We start from the raw sequence: 16318 nt of genomic DNA on the forward strand, positions 1-16318 counted from the left end.
TTTTAAATGGTGCATAACTGGAGGAAGACGATGATCGATCTCTCTGGCAAGGTTGCGCTCGTACCAGGCGGCAGTGGTGGCATTGGAAGCGCAGTCTCACGCGTTCTCTCCGAATGTGGAGCAGATATTATCGTTGGGTATCGCTCAAACAAGGAACAAGCAGAACAAATTGTCGAGGAAGCCCGCCGACTTGGAAGACGGGCTCGTGCTGATGAGATCGATGCCACAAGCTTGAGCAACGTACAGCGCTGGATCGATGCGACACTCAACCAGTACGGGAAAATCGATATCCTGGCCAACTGCGTCGGCTGGCATGGACAATTTCGACTTCTGAAAGACCAGCCACCAGAAGAGTGGAGGCGCATCATCGATATCGAGCTGATGTCATGCATCTATTTCGCTCACTCTCTCCTGCATGCCATGCTTGCCAGATCATCTGGACGCATCATCACGATAAGCTCAGATTCCGCTAAAGCAGGTGAGACGGGGGCTGCTATCAGTTCTGCCGCACGAGGTGGCGTCAATGCCTTCTCCAAGGCGCTGGCTCGGGAGGTAGCGGCCAATGGTATTACCGTCAACACCGTTTGTCCTGGGCCTGTGCAAACTCCTGCTCTTCAGGAGATGCAGGAGGCCGAAGGCGTGGGAGCTAAGATCGTTGCTGCTCTTATCCGGCATATTCCTATGAAACGTGTTGCAGACCCACGCGAAATCGCCAATGTTGTTGCCTTTCTCGCCTCTGACGAAGCAAGCTTTATCACAGGTCAAGCAATTAGCGTCAGTGGAGGCCTCACAATGTCTTGACGAGGAGAACGATTATGCGGGCTATCGATATACACTGTCATCCTATGACAAAGGAGTGGTTCAAGGCATTCGGCACGTTTACACCTGCGCTTGAAAACATGTTTCATGTGAGCCTGCGTGAGAAAACCGAAGCTGAGATGGCTGAGGATTTCCGTCGTGCCAACGTGCTGGCAATGATGATTGCATGGGATTCCGAGACCGCAACAGGCGCGGGTATCATCTCCAATGATTGGGTTGCCAGCCTTACACAAAAGTTCCCGGATGTATTCTTGCCCGGCTGGGCAGTCATCGATCCATGGAAAGGCGATGCGGCGCTCCAGGAACTCGAGCGCGCACTGACGCAACTTGGACTCAAAGGAGCCAAGTTCCAACCACCGGTCCAGGCCTTTTTCCCTAACGACCAACGCTTTTATCCGATCTGGGACCTCTTACAGTCACTTGGTGCCCCAACGCTCATTCATACTGGCACGACGGGACTGGGCGCCGGTATGCCAGGGGGTGCAGGCATTCATCTGAAATACGCTCAACCTCTAGCAATTGATGATGTGGCGGCGGACTTCCCCAACCTGACTATTATCGGCGCCCATCCATCATGGCCCTGGGTCGAGGAGATGATCGCCGTCCTCGTTCACAAAGCCAACGTCTATATGGATATCTCCGGGTGGCGACCAAAATATATCCCCGAAAGCCTCAAGCGCGAGATCAACGGCCGGCTGCAAGACAAAGTGCTGTTCGGCTCTGATTACCCATCTTTAGACCCGGGCCGCTGCCTTGATGAGTTAGAGCAGCAGGGTTACAAACCAGAGATAATCGAAAAAATCTTTTACAAGAACGCACAACGTGTGCTCAAACTGTAAGCAGTTGACAAGCCAGAGATCCGAGGAGTTACACTTCCACGACAGGCCTGGCACGATGGATGAGCAAATGAGCCAGACCCCACAAAGGAGCAAGGTGAATGCATATGAACGAGCCTCCAACAACTAAACTTCCTCTCTATGCTAAAGCTATCGATTGGGACACTTTCTTCAGCGATTACCCTGTACCGGACGTCTTTGCTGAAACTGTCTACCGGTGGCCAAGGGAAAGGATACTCGACCTTCAGAATCAGCGATTTATAAAACTCGTTGAGGATAGCTGGAAGAATCCCTTCTATCGAAGACGCTGGGAAGCCGCCGGTTTGAAGCCGGGTGATGTGCGCGACTTGAGCGATATCACAAAGCTCCCCACCTTCAATTCAGACGACATTAAAGATAATCAGCACGACTACCCACCTTTTGGTGACATCCAGGGCGTAACCCTGGCAAATCTAACATCCACTCCATTGAAGGTCCAGACGAGCGGGGGAACAACCGGCAAGCCCCGCCCTACACTCTTCGGACCAATTGAATGGGAAATGAATGCCCTTACCAGCGCACGTGGCCTCTACATTCAAGGCGCCCGTCCAGGAGATGTTCTCCAGATTCCCACGACTCCCTCGCTCGCTAACCTTGGTTGGGCCTATTATAAAGCAGCACACGATTACCTTGGCATACTTCCGCTAACGACTGGCAGTGGACTTGTGACTCCTAGCCGCCGACAAATTGAGATAGCCTTCGACTGGCATACTACCATCTGGACATGCTTCCCTGAATATTTGACCCAGCTCGCCAAAGTCTGCCATGATGAGTTTAATCGCGATATCCGCGAACTCGGCACAAAATTCATTGCCACATTCCTTGGCCCTGATGTAGAAGAGACATTGCGGCAGAAGCTCGAAACATTATGGGGATGTCCAGTCTACGATCAATACGGCACACATGAGATTGGCCTTGGAGCTTTTGAATGCCAGGAACAACAGGGACTGCATCTTATGGAAGATTGCGCGTATTTCGAGGTGGTCGATATTGAGACTGGAGACCCCCTACCTCCAGGGGAAATCGGTAATCTCGTAGTAACCCTCCTCTTCCGCAGGATTCCACCAATCATCCGTTTCAATGTTCGTGACCTTGGGCGCATCATCTCCGAGAGTACTTGTGGCTGTGGGAGCAGCTTCCGCCGCATGGATCATTTCCTCGGGCGCAGCGACGACATGGTCAAAATCCGTGGGGTCAATATTTACCCCATGGCCTGTTTACCGGCCGTCCAGAGTGACGCCCGGACAACAGGCGAATGGATCTGTATTGCGGACCGGACCGAAACAGAGGGCGTTATCCGAGACGAGATGACCGTACTCATAGAGACACGTCGTGACGCAGGAGATCTCACCGGTTTAACTGAGCAGCTCGAACGTAGATTGCATAATGATCTTGGTCTAAAGGTCAAAGTAGAACTCGTCGATGAGGGCGGTTTAGCCGAGGCGGCCAATCTCGGACGCGAAGGCAAACCAAAACGGTTGCTTGACCGCCGGTATGCACCTAAAGCTGAGAGGCAGTGAGTATCCTAAATACGCTCTGGTATTTACCTCTTAGCAGCCAGGTAAGCTTCATAACGCGCCATAAAACGCGGGGACTTCTGCCGCAGAGCCTCTTGATCGATGCGCCCACTTCGCGTCACATAGCTATACGTAAGAGCCAATGGGTCGAGGTCCATTTTCTCGTGAAAGGTCTCGTACCACGTATAGCTTTGTTGCGCGATGCTCAGTAACTTACCCGCCCCTGGCCTGCGTGCCTGCTCAAATGCCTGCAATGCCGCCGGAACATCCCCGGTTGCTGTGAACGCATTGTAGAGCGCAATCGCATCCTCGAGCGCCATGCGTGTCCCGGAGCCAATCGAGAAATGTACGGTTCGCAGGGCATCTCCCAGTAACACCACGTTTCGATAGTTCCAGTAGCGATTCGATACCACTCGAAAATTGAGCCAGACAGACTTATTCAAAAGAAGAGCATGCCCCCCCAGATCATCCTGAAAGATGTCCTCACAATAAGCGCGGCTCTCGGCCTCAGACATTTGCTCAAAGCCGGCTCGTCTCCACGTCCCGGCATCACACTCCACAATGAAGGTGCTGGTCGAATCACTATAGGGATAACAGTGAGCAACAAAGGCACCACCCCGGTAGGAGCGGAAGATCAACGACAGGGTATCAAAGAGTTGGTGCGTACCGTACCAGATATATTTGTTTGATAAGAGGCTTGTTGAGGGCTGGAAATGCTCGGCGTAATGCTGCCTGACGACACTGTTGACCCCATCAGCCCCAACCAGCAGATCATAGTCTGCGAATTCCGAGGCATCCGTGACTCGAGTCTCAAACTGCATTTCGACCCCATAACGCCGGCAGTGCTCCTGGAGAATACGTAACAAGGCAAGCCGTGCGATGCCAGAATATCCACTGCCATCAATGCGCACCTTTTCGCCCCGATGCACAATCGTCTGGTCATTCCACGTCTTCAACACTGCCTCAATATCAGTGTAAGATTCTGGATCACTATTTTTGAGAAACGACAGCGCCCGTTCCGAGAAGACCACCCCCCAGCCATAGGTGGCACCGGCGGGATTCTGCTCCACCACCTGAATCTGATGCGCAGGGTTGTGTTTCTTCATCAGCAGCGCAAAATACAAGCCCGCAGGTCCCCCACCGATGATGCCGATTCTCATGCATTCTTCCTTCTATCAAAGCAAGCCAGGTTCATTGCTTCCAACATCTGCTATCCTGGTCTATATTGTACCTCAAAACGATTACTCGCTAAGAGAGGCATACCCGAAGGAAGGATGTAGAGTAAGGGTAAAGTCCTGGAAAACGATAGACGCCGCTGGGACAGGTGACCTCATGATAATAACAGAACTGTGCGAAGACGGTCTGGATAGCGTTCCTACAGAGTACGAGCCGCTGAGATGCCCATCGCTATGTTCAATTTCACCGAATCGTTTCCTGCATATAGGCTGCGAAATCGTTCAAGGCGGCATGGCCAACAGGCCGTTCCATTCGCTCGCCTCGATAGAGAGCGAGGGCCTGGTGGATGAGCGGATGATACTGTTCAGGCAAATGGGCGAGTCCCCAGACCCCTCCTGCATCTTTGGAACGGATGGTGCCATCAGACAGGTAAGCAGAGGTGCGACAGGCGTTCAATACAAAAGAGATGGGGTCGTTGAGCGGATCACTCGATGCGGCCTGCATGGCTTTCACGAGCGCATCTCCAAAAGCGCGTTCTGGTAGGGTGGGGAAGGCCTCCGCGATAGGTTTCCCGTACAGACAGATGCCATGCCGATGAAGCACCGCGAGAGAGAGTGTGAGATGAGGGTTGCGCAGGATGCGCTCATTCCAGTGTTTCCAGGTACCATTGTGCAGGGCCTGTTGATCGTCCTCACGCCATGTTTCACTATAGTGAAGATCATAGGGCAGGGGATGATGGAAAGGGAAGATATCTTGCTCAACCAGGAAAGGGACGTCGAGCGGGCATGGCATCTTCGAGATGCGCAGAAGGAGTTCTATACTCCTGCGCTTCGTCTCCACATCCATCCTCTGGCGGGTCACCACGATCACATCGATATCGCTGCGGGTTGGATTGAAACCGCCCAGTGCCAGCGAGCCGTGGAGATAGATGCCGAGGAGATTCTGCTCCAGCACGCGTTGAAGCTCCGTTTGCAAGGTATTGACTTCAGCTTTTATAACTTTTGAACAGGTTGTCCAGTTGTATTGTCCCATGCTGTAACACTCCTTCTCTCCTGCTTCCCTCTCGCTCAAGCATAGTTTCTTCAGCTTCTGGAGTGACAAGCTCGATGGAGGCATCCTCATCGGTGCGAGCTGAGAAGAGTCTCGTCTCATTGGTGCCATCCATGAGCACATAGACAACTCCCCCGTCAGTGGCATTCACTCGCCCGGTTTCTCCTGTGCGCTTGATGCGCAGATGATCGCCTTCCTGAAAATAGGTTCCTTCTGCATTGGTTTCCATAGCTCTGTCTGCCTTTCTCAAAGAACGTGCGGTTCCCGCCGACCCAGGTGTTCGTCAAGCTTCTTTTGCTTCTTGTTCACGCTATCGGCATACATGTAAGCGTCATGGCGAACGGAGAACGACCGGACGATGCGGTCATCGGGTCCCGATTCTCCGTCAGCAGACGTGCGCTCACGGATCAAAAAAATCTGCTCCGTCAGACGCTGGACGTAGTAGCGGTCTTTCATTTCCTTAGACACGATCATGGTATTGATTCTGCCTCTTTTCCTCGGCTCGATTCCTGGAGTTACGAAACACCGTCAGGCTAAAAGCGGACGCGAAGAACGCGAGGGCGAGGAACAGGAATATGAGTGGTGGCATAGTGCATTCCTTTCTGCCGTATCCCTGCTCTTCCTGAAATCATGCTCCCGGGTGGGGAGAGGTGAATGCGAAGACGTGTGAGCCGTCGCGCCCCCGTAAAGTGGAGGTGCTTTGAATGTCGTTTCATACGAGGGACATGCTTCACGGGAAGAAGTAGGATACGAGCTAAGTATACACTATTTTTTACAACAATGCAACATTTATTTAACTATTTAAGTTTCATAGAATGGACCCCCATTAGTCCCAGAAATGAAGGTCCTTTCCGGTAGGAGAGGAGATTGTAAAAACCTCCCTCAATGTTACTGTGTCAGAATGCCTGGCTCTTTCTCAGCGTTTCTGCACAGCACACTTTCAGACCATTCTTTAGACACCAGAGGATACTTCATCTCTTGCTGTAGATGTGCTTGCCATCACTGCCTTCTCCTTGTAGCCAACAACACGCCGCGCTCGTAAGATGGGTGGGATACGATACACGTCCTGTGCAAGGCCGAGTCGTTCGAGCGTCCAGATAAGGTAGCCGGACAAATCAAACTGCCACCAGTGCAGACCATGAAAGGCGGAGCGAGGGAACGCATGATGATTGTTATGCCACCCTTCACCAAAACCGAGCAGCCCGACAATCCATTCGTTGTGGCTCTGATCGTTGGTCTCGAACTCGCGCTTACCAAAGGTATGACAGACTGAATTGACGCTCCAGGTCACGTGATGGGTAAGGAAGATGCGCACCAACCCACCCCACAATAGCCCCGACCATCCACCAATGGCAAACGGGATCAGCAGGGAGAGGAATGACCAGAGCAAGAAGGTACGACTAACGAAAACCACCATTCCATCGCGTGTCAGATGGCGGCAGTACACAGTGGGATCAGCCATGCCACTGAAGAGCCAGCCGATATGCGCATGAAAGAAGCCCTCCACGGGACTATGCGGATCACCGGGGCGGTCGGCCTGCGCATGATGTTTGATGTGGGTCGCTGTCCAGTCCAGTGCCGGTCCCTCAATGGACATGGAGCCAAGCACCAGCAAGAGAAACTTGACCACAGGATGAGGCCGAAAGCTGCGGTGGGTCAGCATGCGGTGAAAACCGACGGTCACCCCTAAGCCCACCAGGATGTACATGATTGCCAACAACACGAGATCGGACCAGTGGACCGCTCGCTCCCAGAGCAATGTTATCGCCAGAAGAGTTGCAAGCAAGGGGACTATAACAACTACGAGGACAATCAATTTATTGAAGAAGGAATTGGGTCGCATTAAGCCTCCGCTCATTTAAGCTCCATCGCTAAAGTGGAACATAAGTTTAGAGCTATTTGCAAGAGCTTTTGTTTCACGGCGTTTCTAATGATCGCATATCCTTGCGAGCGCCATGCCAATACTGATTCCAGGAGCTCTATGCTATAATGGGAATGCCCTCTATAGGGCGACCACAGAAATACCTGTGTGATTTCCCAGGGAAGAGATAAGAGTATCTCATTCATCGAGCTTGAGGGAGACCGAACTTGTCACTACAACGCGAAACGGTAGCACATGCCGCACTGCATTTATTGGATGAGGTTGGGTTAGATGGTTTGACCATGCGTCGCCTTGCCGCGTACCTGGATATTCAGAACCCATCGTTGTACTGGCACTTTACGAACAAGCAAGAACTACTCAACTATATGGCCGAGTTGATGATCGCCGATGCCTTTGCCGAACTCCGACATCCAGGGCCTGAGCAGGACTGGGCCGATTGGCTGGCAGCTTTTGCCCGCCGGTTTCGCAGGACGATGCTTGCTCATCGCGATGGGGCGCGAGTCCTGGCGGAAGCGGACGTGTCTATCAGCAATTTTTTTGAAGGCCTGGAATTGGCACTGGATGTGCTTCAGAATGCTGGCTTCGACGGGAACACGGCTGCCGCTGGAGTGATAACGGTCATTCACTTTATCCTGGGCAATGTCTTTGAAGCACAGGCTGATCCCTCTTCTCTCTGGGATGGAGTGGATGAGAAAAGTCCTCGCCCCCTGAGGCTGCCTATCGATAGAGAACGTTTTCCCAGGATTGCTGCCTTTTTTCACAGCACTGATGTTCTCTCGCCTGCAGAGGCGGACGAATGGTTTGAAGCCGGATTGTCCTTAATACTGGAGGGCCTGCGTGCCCATCTCGCAAAAGAGCGCCCAAACGGCACAAGCAGATAGAATACCTGCAGGGTGTTCCTTCGTGGACGCCCTGGTTGAGGCTGTCTCGTAACAAGGGTGCTCCCTCTGCCCCACATTGCCCTCCACGAACTTCGACATTTTGAAAGCCCATATCGATACAGCAGTGCGTTTGTTAAAGCTGCCTCTTGACAATCTTGCATTGCTAGGTTACACTTGGTTCCAGGCACACCTAGCAATGCTAGCCGAAAGGACTTTCAGCTTTCAGCCACCTCGGCAGGGAGAAGGTGATATGGGCGCTGAGCCGCCGGGGTTGAGCGAGCGGCAGGTGGCGGAGATGATCTGCCGCGAGTTGGGAATCCACGGTGTGTCGGTGAGCCACAGGTAGTCACTTTAGCATGAACTGCGCGACAGTATTTCCATCACCATGGAGGACACATGACCACTACATCGAATCACACGGAGACCGGGAGCGTCTCCCCAGCAGCAGAGGGCCAGAACGTCACAGCAGCCATTGCGGACATCGTCCGGCGGTCGGAGAAAGCGCGCGAAGAGCTCACCAAGATCGCTCCCGCACTGGACATCAATGAGGACCCGAAAGCCGGCATACAGATCGCCTGGCAGGCAGAGATCCACCGGTTGAGCCTTCCCGTCGAGTATGGTGGACTCAGCGACGGCTCGTTTACCTTCGCCCTCGAACCGCTGATGGAATGCTTAATCAACATCTGCGCAGGCGAGAGCAGCGTCGGGCAAATGATTCTCACGCAGGCATTGCACATCCGCATTCTGTTTCCCAACTCTGGGCTGTCAAAAGGCGCTCTGAAACAGGTCGCTGCCAGCTTCATGGAAGGCGATACCAGGCTTGTCGGCTCGGCTGCACAACCTGGCATCAAGGAGCCGGTCACCGCGACGCCCGTCGAAGGTGGTATCGTCATCAACGGTGTGAAGCAATTCAACACCCAGAGTGAGGGACGAGGCTGGGCGGAAGTCGCCTGTGTCCTGATCCTGGAGGATGGTACGAAGAAGCCGATGGCGGCGCTCGTCCCGCTCGACGCCCCCGGTGTCATCCAGCATCACGACTGGGACAACATGGGACAGCGGGGGACGGGCAGCCAGACCATCACCTACAAGAACGTCTTCGTCCCCGACGGCTGGCACCATCAGTTGGACCTGGCGGCGCTGGGACCCGTACTGGGAATCGGCATGCTCTACCACGCCGTACTGATCCAGGGCATCGGGGAGGGCGCCTACGACGCCATGCTGGACTACGCGCGCACTCTCAACCGTCCGAGTGTGAGCGCGTTTACGTCCGCCAGGGACGATGTGTTCATGCAACGGCTGATAGGCGTCAACCGTGGCAATCTGTGGGCTGCGCGCGCACTCCTTCTGGAAACTGCCCGAAAGGCTGAGCATGCCACCCCGGAGACGGACATGATGCAACTCTCAGCTCGAGCGATGGCCGCGAAGGCCGCGTCGGTGCGCGCTGCCTTGCAGGTCTGCGACCAGATGTTCGACGTGTGTGGGTCACGCGCGACGGCAAACAAGTACCATCTTGACCGGTTCTGGCGAAACGCTCGCACGTTCGCCTGCCACGATTCCACAGATGCGAAGGACGCCATTGTTGGCGCCATCGAACTCACGGGTCAGATGCCGATGACATTGCTTCCGCGCCTCTAGCGGCGCGAGGGTGTGGCGTCGCGGGCGACCTGCCTCAACTGCCACAGGTATTTCGCCCGCGACGCACATCCTGAACCGGCAGTTGCGTGCCACCCATGGGCCATCTTTTGTACGCGCACGAGGAGGAGATCAATGCAGATTATGATCGAGCGCGACGTCATGGTGACGATGCGCGATGGCGTTCGCCTGGCGACCGACATCTACCGACCAGCCACGGCTGAGCCTGTCCCGGCCCTGGTCGTACGGCTTCCCTATGGGAAGGCTATAGCTGGCATGCTTGCGGACGGGCGCAACCTGCCATCGATCCTGGCGTTGGCGGAGGCTGGCTATGCTGTGGTCTGGCAGGACTCACGTGGGAGCGGCAATTCGGAAGGACAGTTCACAGCCCTGCAAGACGAGACGCGGGATGGCGAGGACCTCTTGCAGTGGTTGGCGAATCAACCCTGGTGCAACGGCAAGTTCGGCACCTATGGCCGCTCTTACCTTGGCTTCACCCAGTGGTCGCTGGCGGCAGGCAAGGTCGATGGCAGGTTGCTGGCAATGATTCCGTCGTACACCAGCGCCGACCATTATGCCGGCGCCTTTCACCACGAGGGCGGGTTGCTCGCATTGAACTGCGCGATTGCCTGGTCGCTCAACATGGCTATGATGCTGGCGGCTCGGCCAGGCGCACGCGAGAACGGCTCCCCGCCAGATGTGCGGGCGCTCCAGCAAGCGGCAGCCGAAGGAATTCGCTACTACCGGCGGCTGCCGCTTGCTGACCGACCGGAGTTGCGGGCGACCGCGCCCTGGTACGCCACCTGGTTCGATCACCCCGATCGCGATGCGTACTGGCGCGAGATCAGCCCATCAGAGCGTTACGACTTAATGACGACGCCGTCGCTCAACGTCGGCGGCTGGTTTGACATCTTCATCAATCAGACGCTGACATCGTACATGGCCCTCCGAAAACGCGGCGCGAGTGAAGCGGCACGCTCCGGGCAGCGCCTCCTGATCGGGCCGTGGAGCCACGGAGTGCTGACCGGCGTGTTTCCCGAGATGCACTTCGGTCCTCTCGGCGACATGATGACACAGGATATTACCGGCAGGCACCTCAAGTTCTACGATCGGTGGATCAACGGAAACGCGCGGGCGCTCGATGACACCAAACCCGTCCGCATCTTCATCATGGGCATCAACCAGTGGCGCGACGAAACTGACTGGCCGCTGCCGGATACTGCATGGACCGACTACTACTTGAGCGGCTCCGGGCGCGCTAACAGTATGCATGGTGACGGCGTCCTATCGACACAGGCTCCCTCTAGCAATGCTGTCGATGCATACCTCTATGACCCACGACGTCCGGTGCCGACGCTCGGTGGTCACCTCTACGGCGGACTGCCCATGGTGAGCGACACATCGCTGGCGGCAGGTCCCGCGGACCAGCGGCCCAACGAAGCGCGGGACGACGTGCTGTGCTATACGACGGACACACTCAATCGACCCGTCGAGGTCACCGGACCAATCACCCTTGTCCTGCATGTCTCGTCGTCCGCGAAGGACACGGACTTCATTGCGAAGCTCATCGACGTGCATCCTGACGGGCGGGCCATGTTTGTCACGGAAGGCGCGCTACGCGGGCGCTACCGTCTATCAACATCGCACCCGCATCTTCTCATCCCCGGGGAGATCTACGAGCTGCGGTTCGAGCTGTGGGGGACATCAAACGTCTTCCTGTCCGGCCACCGCCTCCGCCTCGAGATCACCAGTAGCAACTTTCCACGCTTCGACCGCAACACCAACACGGGAGGAGATATTGGAAGCGAGACCGAAGACGACTTCGTGCTCACTCTCAACCGCGTCTACCACGGGCCGGATTACCCGTCGCGTCTGATCCTGCCGATCATTGACCGTTGACTGTGGTCTGGCTTGTTCAGGAAAGGGCGTCCTTCGCGGACGCCCTGATTCTTCAGATGGTGCCTGGTGAATGGAAAACGGCTCGCTCAGGGCAGCTCCCTCATGGGCACTGCTTCCTCGCGTGTCAATGGCTTCATGCGCGCGAGCAGAAGCGTACAAATCAGCGCGAGGAGGCAGAGAGCGGCAATACCATACAGGCCAACATCGAATGAACCCGTTGCATCCTTCAATGCCCCAAGAGTATAAGTAAACGTCAATGCACCCAGGTTGGCGAAGAAGTTCCCAAATCCGCTCGCGAGTCCTGCAACCTCTGGCCCCAACATCTCAATCGGCACGTTGAAGAGCGGTCCGAAGTACAGCTGGACAAAGACCCCGTTGAGCGCGCACACAAACAGGAGGAACACGAGGTTCTCGACACGTACCAGCAGGACGGTCGTGAGCGCGAGCATGGCCAGGGCGGTCCCGATGATCAGCAGGGGATTGCGCAGGCGGTCCGAGAGATAGCCGCCAAGGAAATTCGAGGGGACCGTCAGTGCTGCCCCCAACGCCACCACCAGACCGGCGACCTGAAGGGAATATCCCTTTTCGACGACCACAAACGTGGGCAGCCAGAATTGCAACCCCAGTGCGACCGCAAGGCGCACATACTGAATCGAGCCGATCAACCACATGGCACGATACCTGAAGAGCGACAGCAGGTCGCGCAGTGGCCGTGGTTTTCCAGTAACAGTGCCGGCGCCCTGGTATCCAAAACGCCAGTAGAGCAATGTGACGAGAAGCCCGGTCAGGGAGAACAGGACAAACAGGAGCCGCCAGCCTAAGGGACCAACAAGGTAAGGACCAAAAATATTGAGCAAGACATTCGAAGAGGAGCCACCGGCAACGTAGAGTCCCATCGCCATCGCACGCCGGTTCGGCGGGAAAAGCGCGTTGATCAGCAGTAACCCTGGAGCGAACATCAAGGCACGAAAGAAGCCGGAGATGGCCTGATTGAGCACCAGGAGCCAGTAGACATGCAGCAGCGCGAAGCTCAATGATAGCACGCTTGAGCCGATGAGTCCCATCAGGAACAACCGCCTGGCACCAAAGCGGTCGGCCAGATAGCCAGCCGGAATCTGCATGAGCGCATAGGTCAGGGTCGAGGCTGCCGCCAGGGTGCCGCCTTGCGTGAAGTCGAGGCCGACATTCTGACGGATCAGGGGGAGAAACAGCGAGATGCCGCCCGTCGCGAGTATCTGCTGGCTCTGACACAGCACAAGCAGAAGAACGGTCAACGCGATGATCTGCTTCCCTGGTTTGCGTTCGGTACCAGGAAGCGTAAGCTCGTCTGATTTAGCCATCAGATGCGCACCTGATAGGGATTGAGCGCAGGAATCGTCCCGGTCAACTCATACGTACCCACCATGAGCAGCTTGAGGTCGGTCGCGTCATGTACTGAGAAGGTGCGCGCATTGCGCCAGAAGCGATCAAGCCGGTAGGTATTGGAGGTACTGCGAGCACCAGTGAGTTCATGCATGCCGCCAGTCGTCGTGAGCGCAGCATCCACACTTGCGACCTTGGAACGCATCGCATGAGCCAGCAGTCCGCTGATGTCCTGGCCCGCTTCAAACGTTTCGACCAGGTGAGCCACTTCGCGTTGGAGGGCATGGGCCGCAGCCAGCTTCGTCGAGAATTCACCCACATGCAGTCGCATGAGCGGGTCTTCGGCAGCCCCCCTCACGCCTGGAAGAATGGTGCGATTGACCGTGCGCACGTAATCGAGCATGGCGTCAAAGCCTCCCATGCCAATGCCCAGTTCCAGCGCTCCATGCAGGAGAAAGACAGCCGGGATTAGCAGTGGGTCGAGGTCAGCCCGGTGGTAATGCCAGCCATCAGGCACAAACACATCCTCATACGTGATGCTCTGGCTGACGGTCGCACGCTGGCCCATATTATCCCAATCATGATGCAGCTTGACGCCGGGGGCATTGAGAGGGACGAGGGCGTGATGCATCCCCTCTACTCCTTCCAGGATCAGTCCAACACTGGCATAGCGCGCTCCCCCACTGCCGGTGTTGAACGTTTTGGTGCCGTTGACTACAATCCCACCGGGAACTTTGCGAGCTATGACCCGACCGCTGGTTCCGGTCTCGGCATTTGAGGCAACGAAGCGGGCGTCCTCTTCTAAAACTTCGTGAGCGAGTTGCCTGAGCGTCGACTCAGGGAGGTCCGCATGAGAAGCGAAGAGTTCCCGCAGAACCACCGTTTGCACGGTATAGATCATACCGGTGCTGCCTTCCCCGGCAGAGAGCTGGGTGATTGTTTCCGCGACCGCTCCGAAGCCAAATGGGAACGTGCCGTTGCTCAGGCCACCATATGCCTGGGGAATATGGATGCGGTATATTCCTGCTTCTGCGATCTGGCGCAGGTTTTCGCCAGGATCTTCTCCCTCTGCATCAACCTGGGCCGAGGTCTGAGCAAAGACTTTCCGCAGCTCCTCCGAGCGGCGAATCAACTCCTGGAGTTCATCGGTCACAGTCGTGTCGCTGATCGACATCGCTCTGTCTCCTTTTCTGACAAGGGTTATTCAAATGAAAAGACAAACGGCAGTGGAAATATCTCTATAAGACGGTTGGCAGGGATCTCTTCTCCTTTTCCTTCCTCTTTTTGCACAGCAGCAGGTTGTACGGTTGAAACTGGTAGCTTGCTCGCTGCCCGCTCCTGCGGATTCACCCAGAAGGTCGAGCGATAGTAGAGCAGCGGCTCATACGATAGAGAATCGTCGCGGAAAGCCACGCTCACGACTTCACCGAGCATCAGCGCGTGATCGCCACCGGGGTACTCGTGTGCCACGCGGCACTCAATGCAGGCCAGCGCTTCAGCAAAAAGTGGCACTCCGGTCGTCTCACCAATGCGGATGGCAATGTCATCGAACCTTTTACTCGACAGGTCCTTGCTGGCGAAGCGCAGGGCAAGAGGTTCCTGCTCCTGTGTGAGCACATTGACGGCAAAGACACCGCTCCGGCGAATCGATGCGTAGGTCTGTGACCGCAGATCCAGGCTGACGAGGATCAAGGGCGGATTGAGCGAAACGGAACTGAAGGCATTGACCGTCAGGCCAAAGTAGGTGTGATCGAGGGCAGTAGTGACGATCGTCACCCCTGTTGCGAAACGAGCCATGGTTGTACGAAAGTCAGATGGGGTAAAAGACATAGACTGCTACCTCCAGTCAGGTCATCGAGCCGGACTGCTCTCTACGGGTTACTCTACGTATGAACGACGACATCAAGTCTCAACTCCTTGACAAACTAGCAAAGCTAGGTTATTATTAAGAACAAGGATAACCTAGCTTTGCTAGTTTGTCAAGAGGGTACAGGAACAGCGGACCTACTGCTCTGCCAGGCACAGAGGCTCTACAATGCAGGAACATGCAGCACGAGCGGTTTCCTCTCCATCGTGAGAGTGATATGCCGCATGGGCGCATCGTCAATGATTGAGCGCTCAGTGCAACAAGCAAGGAGAAACACATGATCGAGACCTGGGGCTTTTATTTCCTCCCACCGCAAAGGTATGTGCCATTGACCGAGCTTACACCAGATGACATTCAGGGTGCGTATGACCGCTACGTCGATCTCTGGGTGAATTGCGAGCGCTGGGGTTTCGACGGCCTGGCCTGGCCCGAACACCACTTCGGCATGATCATGTCACCCTCACCGCACCTGTTCGTCGCAACGGTCGCGGCACGAACCCAGCGACTCCGGTTCACGACGCTGGGAAGTGTGCTGTCGATACACGACGGCAGGCGGTATGCCGAGGAGTGTGGCATGCTCAACTACCTCACGCACGGTCGCTTTGAGCCTGGGGTTTCGCCAGGTGCTGGCCCAATCGAGGCCGTTATGGCCGGTATTCCAGAGGAGCAGGTTCGCCCGCGCTACTACAGCGCCGTCGAGGTGCTCGCAAAGGCTCTCGCGCAGCCGCTCGTCACGCATCATGACACCTTCTACAACCTTGAGCAGGTTCCGATCGTCCCTCGCCCGTGCCTGCATCCAGGACAATCGGTGTGGGTGACGGTGACGTCGCAGAATTCGGCGGCCTGGTGTGCTGAACGCGGCTACAAGATGTGTACCGCGTGGTCGCCCACACCGGTTGCTGCTGCCCTCGCCGCCAGTTACCACGAGGCGGCTGAGGCGGCAGGCACGTCTAGCAGTCCCTTGATGCTGGGCCTGCGGCGCAGGGTCTTCGTGGCAGACTCCGACGCAGAGGCCCAGGAGAAGTACGAAGCATCACTCGACCTGATCCGCGCCACGATGGCACCAGCAGGCTCGAACGGCGAGGGTGCGGCGGGATTCGAGATGGCCGACCCGAACATTCTGCGCATGATGATGCACCCGGACGACTTTGCCATTGGCTCGCCCCAAACCGTGGCCGAAAAGTTGATTGAGCAGTGCCGCGCTGGTGGCTACGGCGTTGTTATGGCCTTCGCCGATTTCGCGCTATTCCCTCACGAGGACCTTGTCCGCTCTCATGAGCTAATTGGCACCCGTGTTGCACCCATCCTGCGCGCCGCAGAGGTTGGCTCGGCAGCCGTCTAATAAAGCTCGCCGCATT

The 16318-nt window shown here is 56.0% G+C and carries 17 protein-coding genes; 7 read left to right on the top strand and 10 right to left on the bottom strand.

The window, feature by feature from the left end:
- Positions 1-30 precede the first annotated feature (30 nt).
- From VFA09_06885 to VFA09_06895, 3 genes are all read left to right on the top strand, one after another.
- Positions 31-801, top strand: a complete 771-nt coding sequence (locus VFA09_06885; GenBank protein ID HZU66988.1) for an SDR family oxidoreductase — start codon at positions 31-33, stop codon at positions 799-801.
- Between the two features lie 14 nt (positions 802-815).
- Positions 816-1658, top strand: a complete 843-nt coding sequence (locus tag VFA09_06890) for an amidohydrolase family protein (GenBank protein ID HZU66989.1) — start codon at positions 816-818, stop codon at positions 1656-1658.
- Positions 1659-1762: 104 nt separating this feature from the next.
- Positions 1763-3214 carry a hypothetical protein gene (locus tag VFA09_06895; GenBank protein HZU66990.1) on the top strand — a complete coding sequence of 484 codons (1452 nt, stop codon included), beginning with the start codon at positions 1763-1765 and terminating at the stop codon, positions 3212-3214.
- Positions 3215-3237: 23 nt separating this feature from the next.
- Here the strand turns inward: VFA09_06895 and VFA09_06900 are convergent, their stop codons facing one another.
- The 6 genes from VFA09_06900 to VFA09_06925 form a co-directional block, all read right to left on the bottom strand.
- Entirely contained in the window at positions 3238-4371 is a 1134-nt protein-coding gene (locus VFA09_06900; protein ID HZU66991.1) for an FAD-dependent monooxygenase, read from the bottom strand.
- Positions 4372-4630: 259 nt separating this feature from the next.
- Positions 4631-5419: an aminoglycoside adenylyltransferase domain-containing protein gene (locus tag VFA09_06905; protein HZU66992.1), complete on the bottom strand. Its 789-nt coding sequence runs from the start codon at positions 5417-5419 to the stop codon at positions 4631-4633.
- Positions 5373-5666 carry a hypothetical protein gene (locus VFA09_06910; protein HZU66993.1) on the bottom strand — a complete coding sequence of 98 codons (294 nt, stop codon included), beginning with the start codon at positions 5664-5666 and terminating at the stop codon, positions 5373-5375. Before VFA09_06910 ends, VFA09_06905 begins: the two co-directional genes overlap by 47 nt.
- A gap of 17 nt (positions 5667-5683) precedes the next feature.
- Complete coding sequence (locus tag VFA09_06915) at positions 5684-5911, bottom strand: hypothetical protein (protein HZU66994.1); 228 nt, start codon at positions 5909-5911, stop codon at positions 5684-5686.
- Entirely contained in the window at positions 5898-6026 is a 129-nt protein-coding gene (locus VFA09_06920; protein HZU66995.1) for a hypothetical protein, read from the bottom strand. Before VFA09_06920 ends, VFA09_06915 begins: the two co-directional genes overlap by 14 nt.
- Positions 6027-6389: 363 nt before the next feature.
- Positions 6390-7295 carry an acyl-CoA desaturase gene (locus VFA09_06925; GenBank protein ID HZU66996.1) on the bottom strand — a complete coding sequence of 302 codons (906 nt, stop codon included), beginning with the start codon at positions 7293-7295 and terminating at the stop codon, positions 6390-6392.
- 230 nt (positions 7296-7525) lie between these two features.
- Between VFA09_06925 and VFA09_06930 the strand changes: the two genes are divergently transcribed.
- Positions 7526-8200, top strand: a complete 675-nt coding sequence (locus VFA09_06930) for a TetR/AcrR family transcriptional regulator C-terminal domain-containing protein (protein ID HZU66997.1) — start codon at positions 7526-7528, stop codon at positions 8198-8200.
- A gap of 199 nt (positions 8201-8399) precedes the next feature.
- Here the strand turns inward: VFA09_06930 and VFA09_06935 are convergent, their stop codons facing one another.
- Positions 8400-8540 (bottom strand): hypothetical protein, encoded by a 141-nt coding sequence (locus tag VFA09_06935; protein HZU66998.1) that lies wholly within the window; start codon positions 8538-8540, stop codon positions 8400-8402.
- Between the two features lie 56 nt (positions 8541-8596).
- Here VFA09_06935 and VFA09_06940 point away from each other — a divergent pair, with 56 nt between their 5' ends.
- Positions 8597-9835, top strand: a complete 1239-nt coding sequence (locus VFA09_06940) for an acyl-CoA dehydrogenase family protein (GenBank protein ID HZU66999.1) — start codon at positions 8597-8599, stop codon at positions 9833-9835.
- Positions 9836-9967: 132 nt separating this feature from the next.
- Positions 9968-11731 (top strand): CocE/NonD family hydrolase, encoded by a 1764-nt coding sequence (locus VFA09_06945; protein ID HZU67000.1) that lies wholly within the window; start codon positions 9968-9970, stop codon positions 11729-11731.
- An 86-nt stretch (positions 11732-11817) separates the two neighbouring features.
- On the opposite strand, the gene VFA09_06950 is transcribed toward VFA09_06945, so the two are convergent.
- The 3 genes from VFA09_06950 to VFA09_06960 are packed head-to-tail and all read right to left on the bottom strand — an operon-like array spanning position 11818 to position 14923.
- Positions 11818-13071 (bottom strand): MFS transporter, encoded by a 1254-nt coding sequence (locus VFA09_06950; protein HZU67001.1) that lies wholly within the window; start codon positions 13069-13071, stop codon positions 11818-11820.
- Positions 13071-14267 (bottom strand): acyl-CoA dehydrogenase family protein, encoded by a 1197-nt coding sequence (locus VFA09_06955; GenBank protein HZU67002.1) that lies wholly within the window; start codon positions 14265-14267, stop codon positions 13071-13073. Before VFA09_06955 ends, VFA09_06950 begins: the two co-directional genes overlap by 1 nt.
- A 26-nt stretch (positions 14268-14293) precedes the next feature.
- Entirely contained in the window at positions 14294-14923 is a 630-nt protein-coding gene (locus VFA09_06960; GenBank protein ID HZU67003.1) for a flavin reductase family protein, read from the bottom strand.
- Positions 14924-15288: 365 nt separating this feature from the next.
- Here VFA09_06960 and VFA09_06965 point away from each other — a divergent pair, with 365 nt between their 5' ends.
- On the top strand, positions 15289-16302 hold the full coding sequence (locus VFA09_06965; protein HZU67004.1) for an LLM class flavin-dependent oxidoreductase: 1014 nt from the start codon (positions 15289-15291) through the stop codon (positions 16300-16302).
- Positions 16303-16318 lie beyond the last annotated feature (16 nt).

It is taken from the genome of Ktedonobacteraceae bacterium (genome assembly GCA_035653615.1).
GTDB lineage: Bacteria > Chloroflexota > Ktedonobacteria > Ktedonobacterales > Ktedonobacteraceae > DASRBN01.

Excerpts from the sequence above, each read along its gene's own strand:
- VFA09_06885 (HZU66988.1), top strand. The coding sequence starts at position 31 with ATGATCGATCTCTCTGGCAAGGTTGCGCTCGTACCAGGCGGCAGTGGT.
- VFA09_06890 (HZU66989.1), top strand. The coding sequence starts at position 816 with ATGCGGGCTATCGATATACACTGTCATCCTATGACAAAGGAGTGGTTC.
- VFA09_06895 (HZU66990.1), top strand. The coding sequence starts at position 1,763 with ATGAACGAGCCTCCAACAACTAAACTTCCTCTCTATGCTAAAGCTATC.
- VFA09_06900 (HZU66991.1), bottom strand. The coding sequence starts at position 4,371 with ATGAGAATCGGCATCATCGGTGGGGGACCTGCGGGCTTGTATTTTGCG.
- VFA09_06905 (HZU66992.1), bottom strand. The coding sequence starts at position 5,419 with ATGGGACAATACAACTGGACAACCTGTTCAAAAGTTATAAAAGCTGAA.
- VFA09_06910 (HZU66993.1), bottom strand. The coding sequence starts at position 5,666 with ATGGAAACCAATGCAGAAGGAACCTATTTTCAGGAAGGCGATCATCTG.
- VFA09_06915 (HZU66994.1), bottom strand. The coding sequence starts at position 5,911 with ATGATCGTGTCTAAGGAAATGAAAGACCGCTACTACGTCCAGCGTCTG.
- VFA09_06920 (HZU66995.1), bottom strand. The coding sequence starts at position 6,026 with ATGCCACCACTCATATTCCTGTTCCTCGCCCTCGCGTTCTTCGCGTCC.
- VFA09_06925 (HZU66996.1), bottom strand. The coding sequence starts at position 7,295 with ATGAGCGGAGGCTTAATGCGACCCAATTCCTTCTTCAATAAATTGATT.
- VFA09_06940 (HZU66999.1), top strand. The coding sequence starts at position 8,597 with ATGACCACTACATCGAATCACACGGAGACCGGGAGCGTCTCCCCAGCA.
- VFA09_06945 (HZU67000.1), top strand. The coding sequence starts at position 9,968 with ATGCAGATTATGATCGAGCGCGACGTCATGGTGACGATGCGCGATGGC.
- VFA09_06950 (HZU67001.1), bottom strand. The coding sequence starts at position 13,071 with ATGGCTAAATCAGACGAGCTTACGCTTCCTGGTACCGAACGCAAACCA.
- VFA09_06955 (HZU67002.1), bottom strand. The coding sequence starts at position 14,267 with ATGTCGATCAGCGACACGACTGTGACCGATGAACTCCAGGAGTTGATT.
- VFA09_06960 (HZU67003.1), bottom strand. The coding sequence starts at position 14,923 with ATGTCTTTTACCCCATCTGACTTTCGTACAACCATGGCTCGTTTCGCA.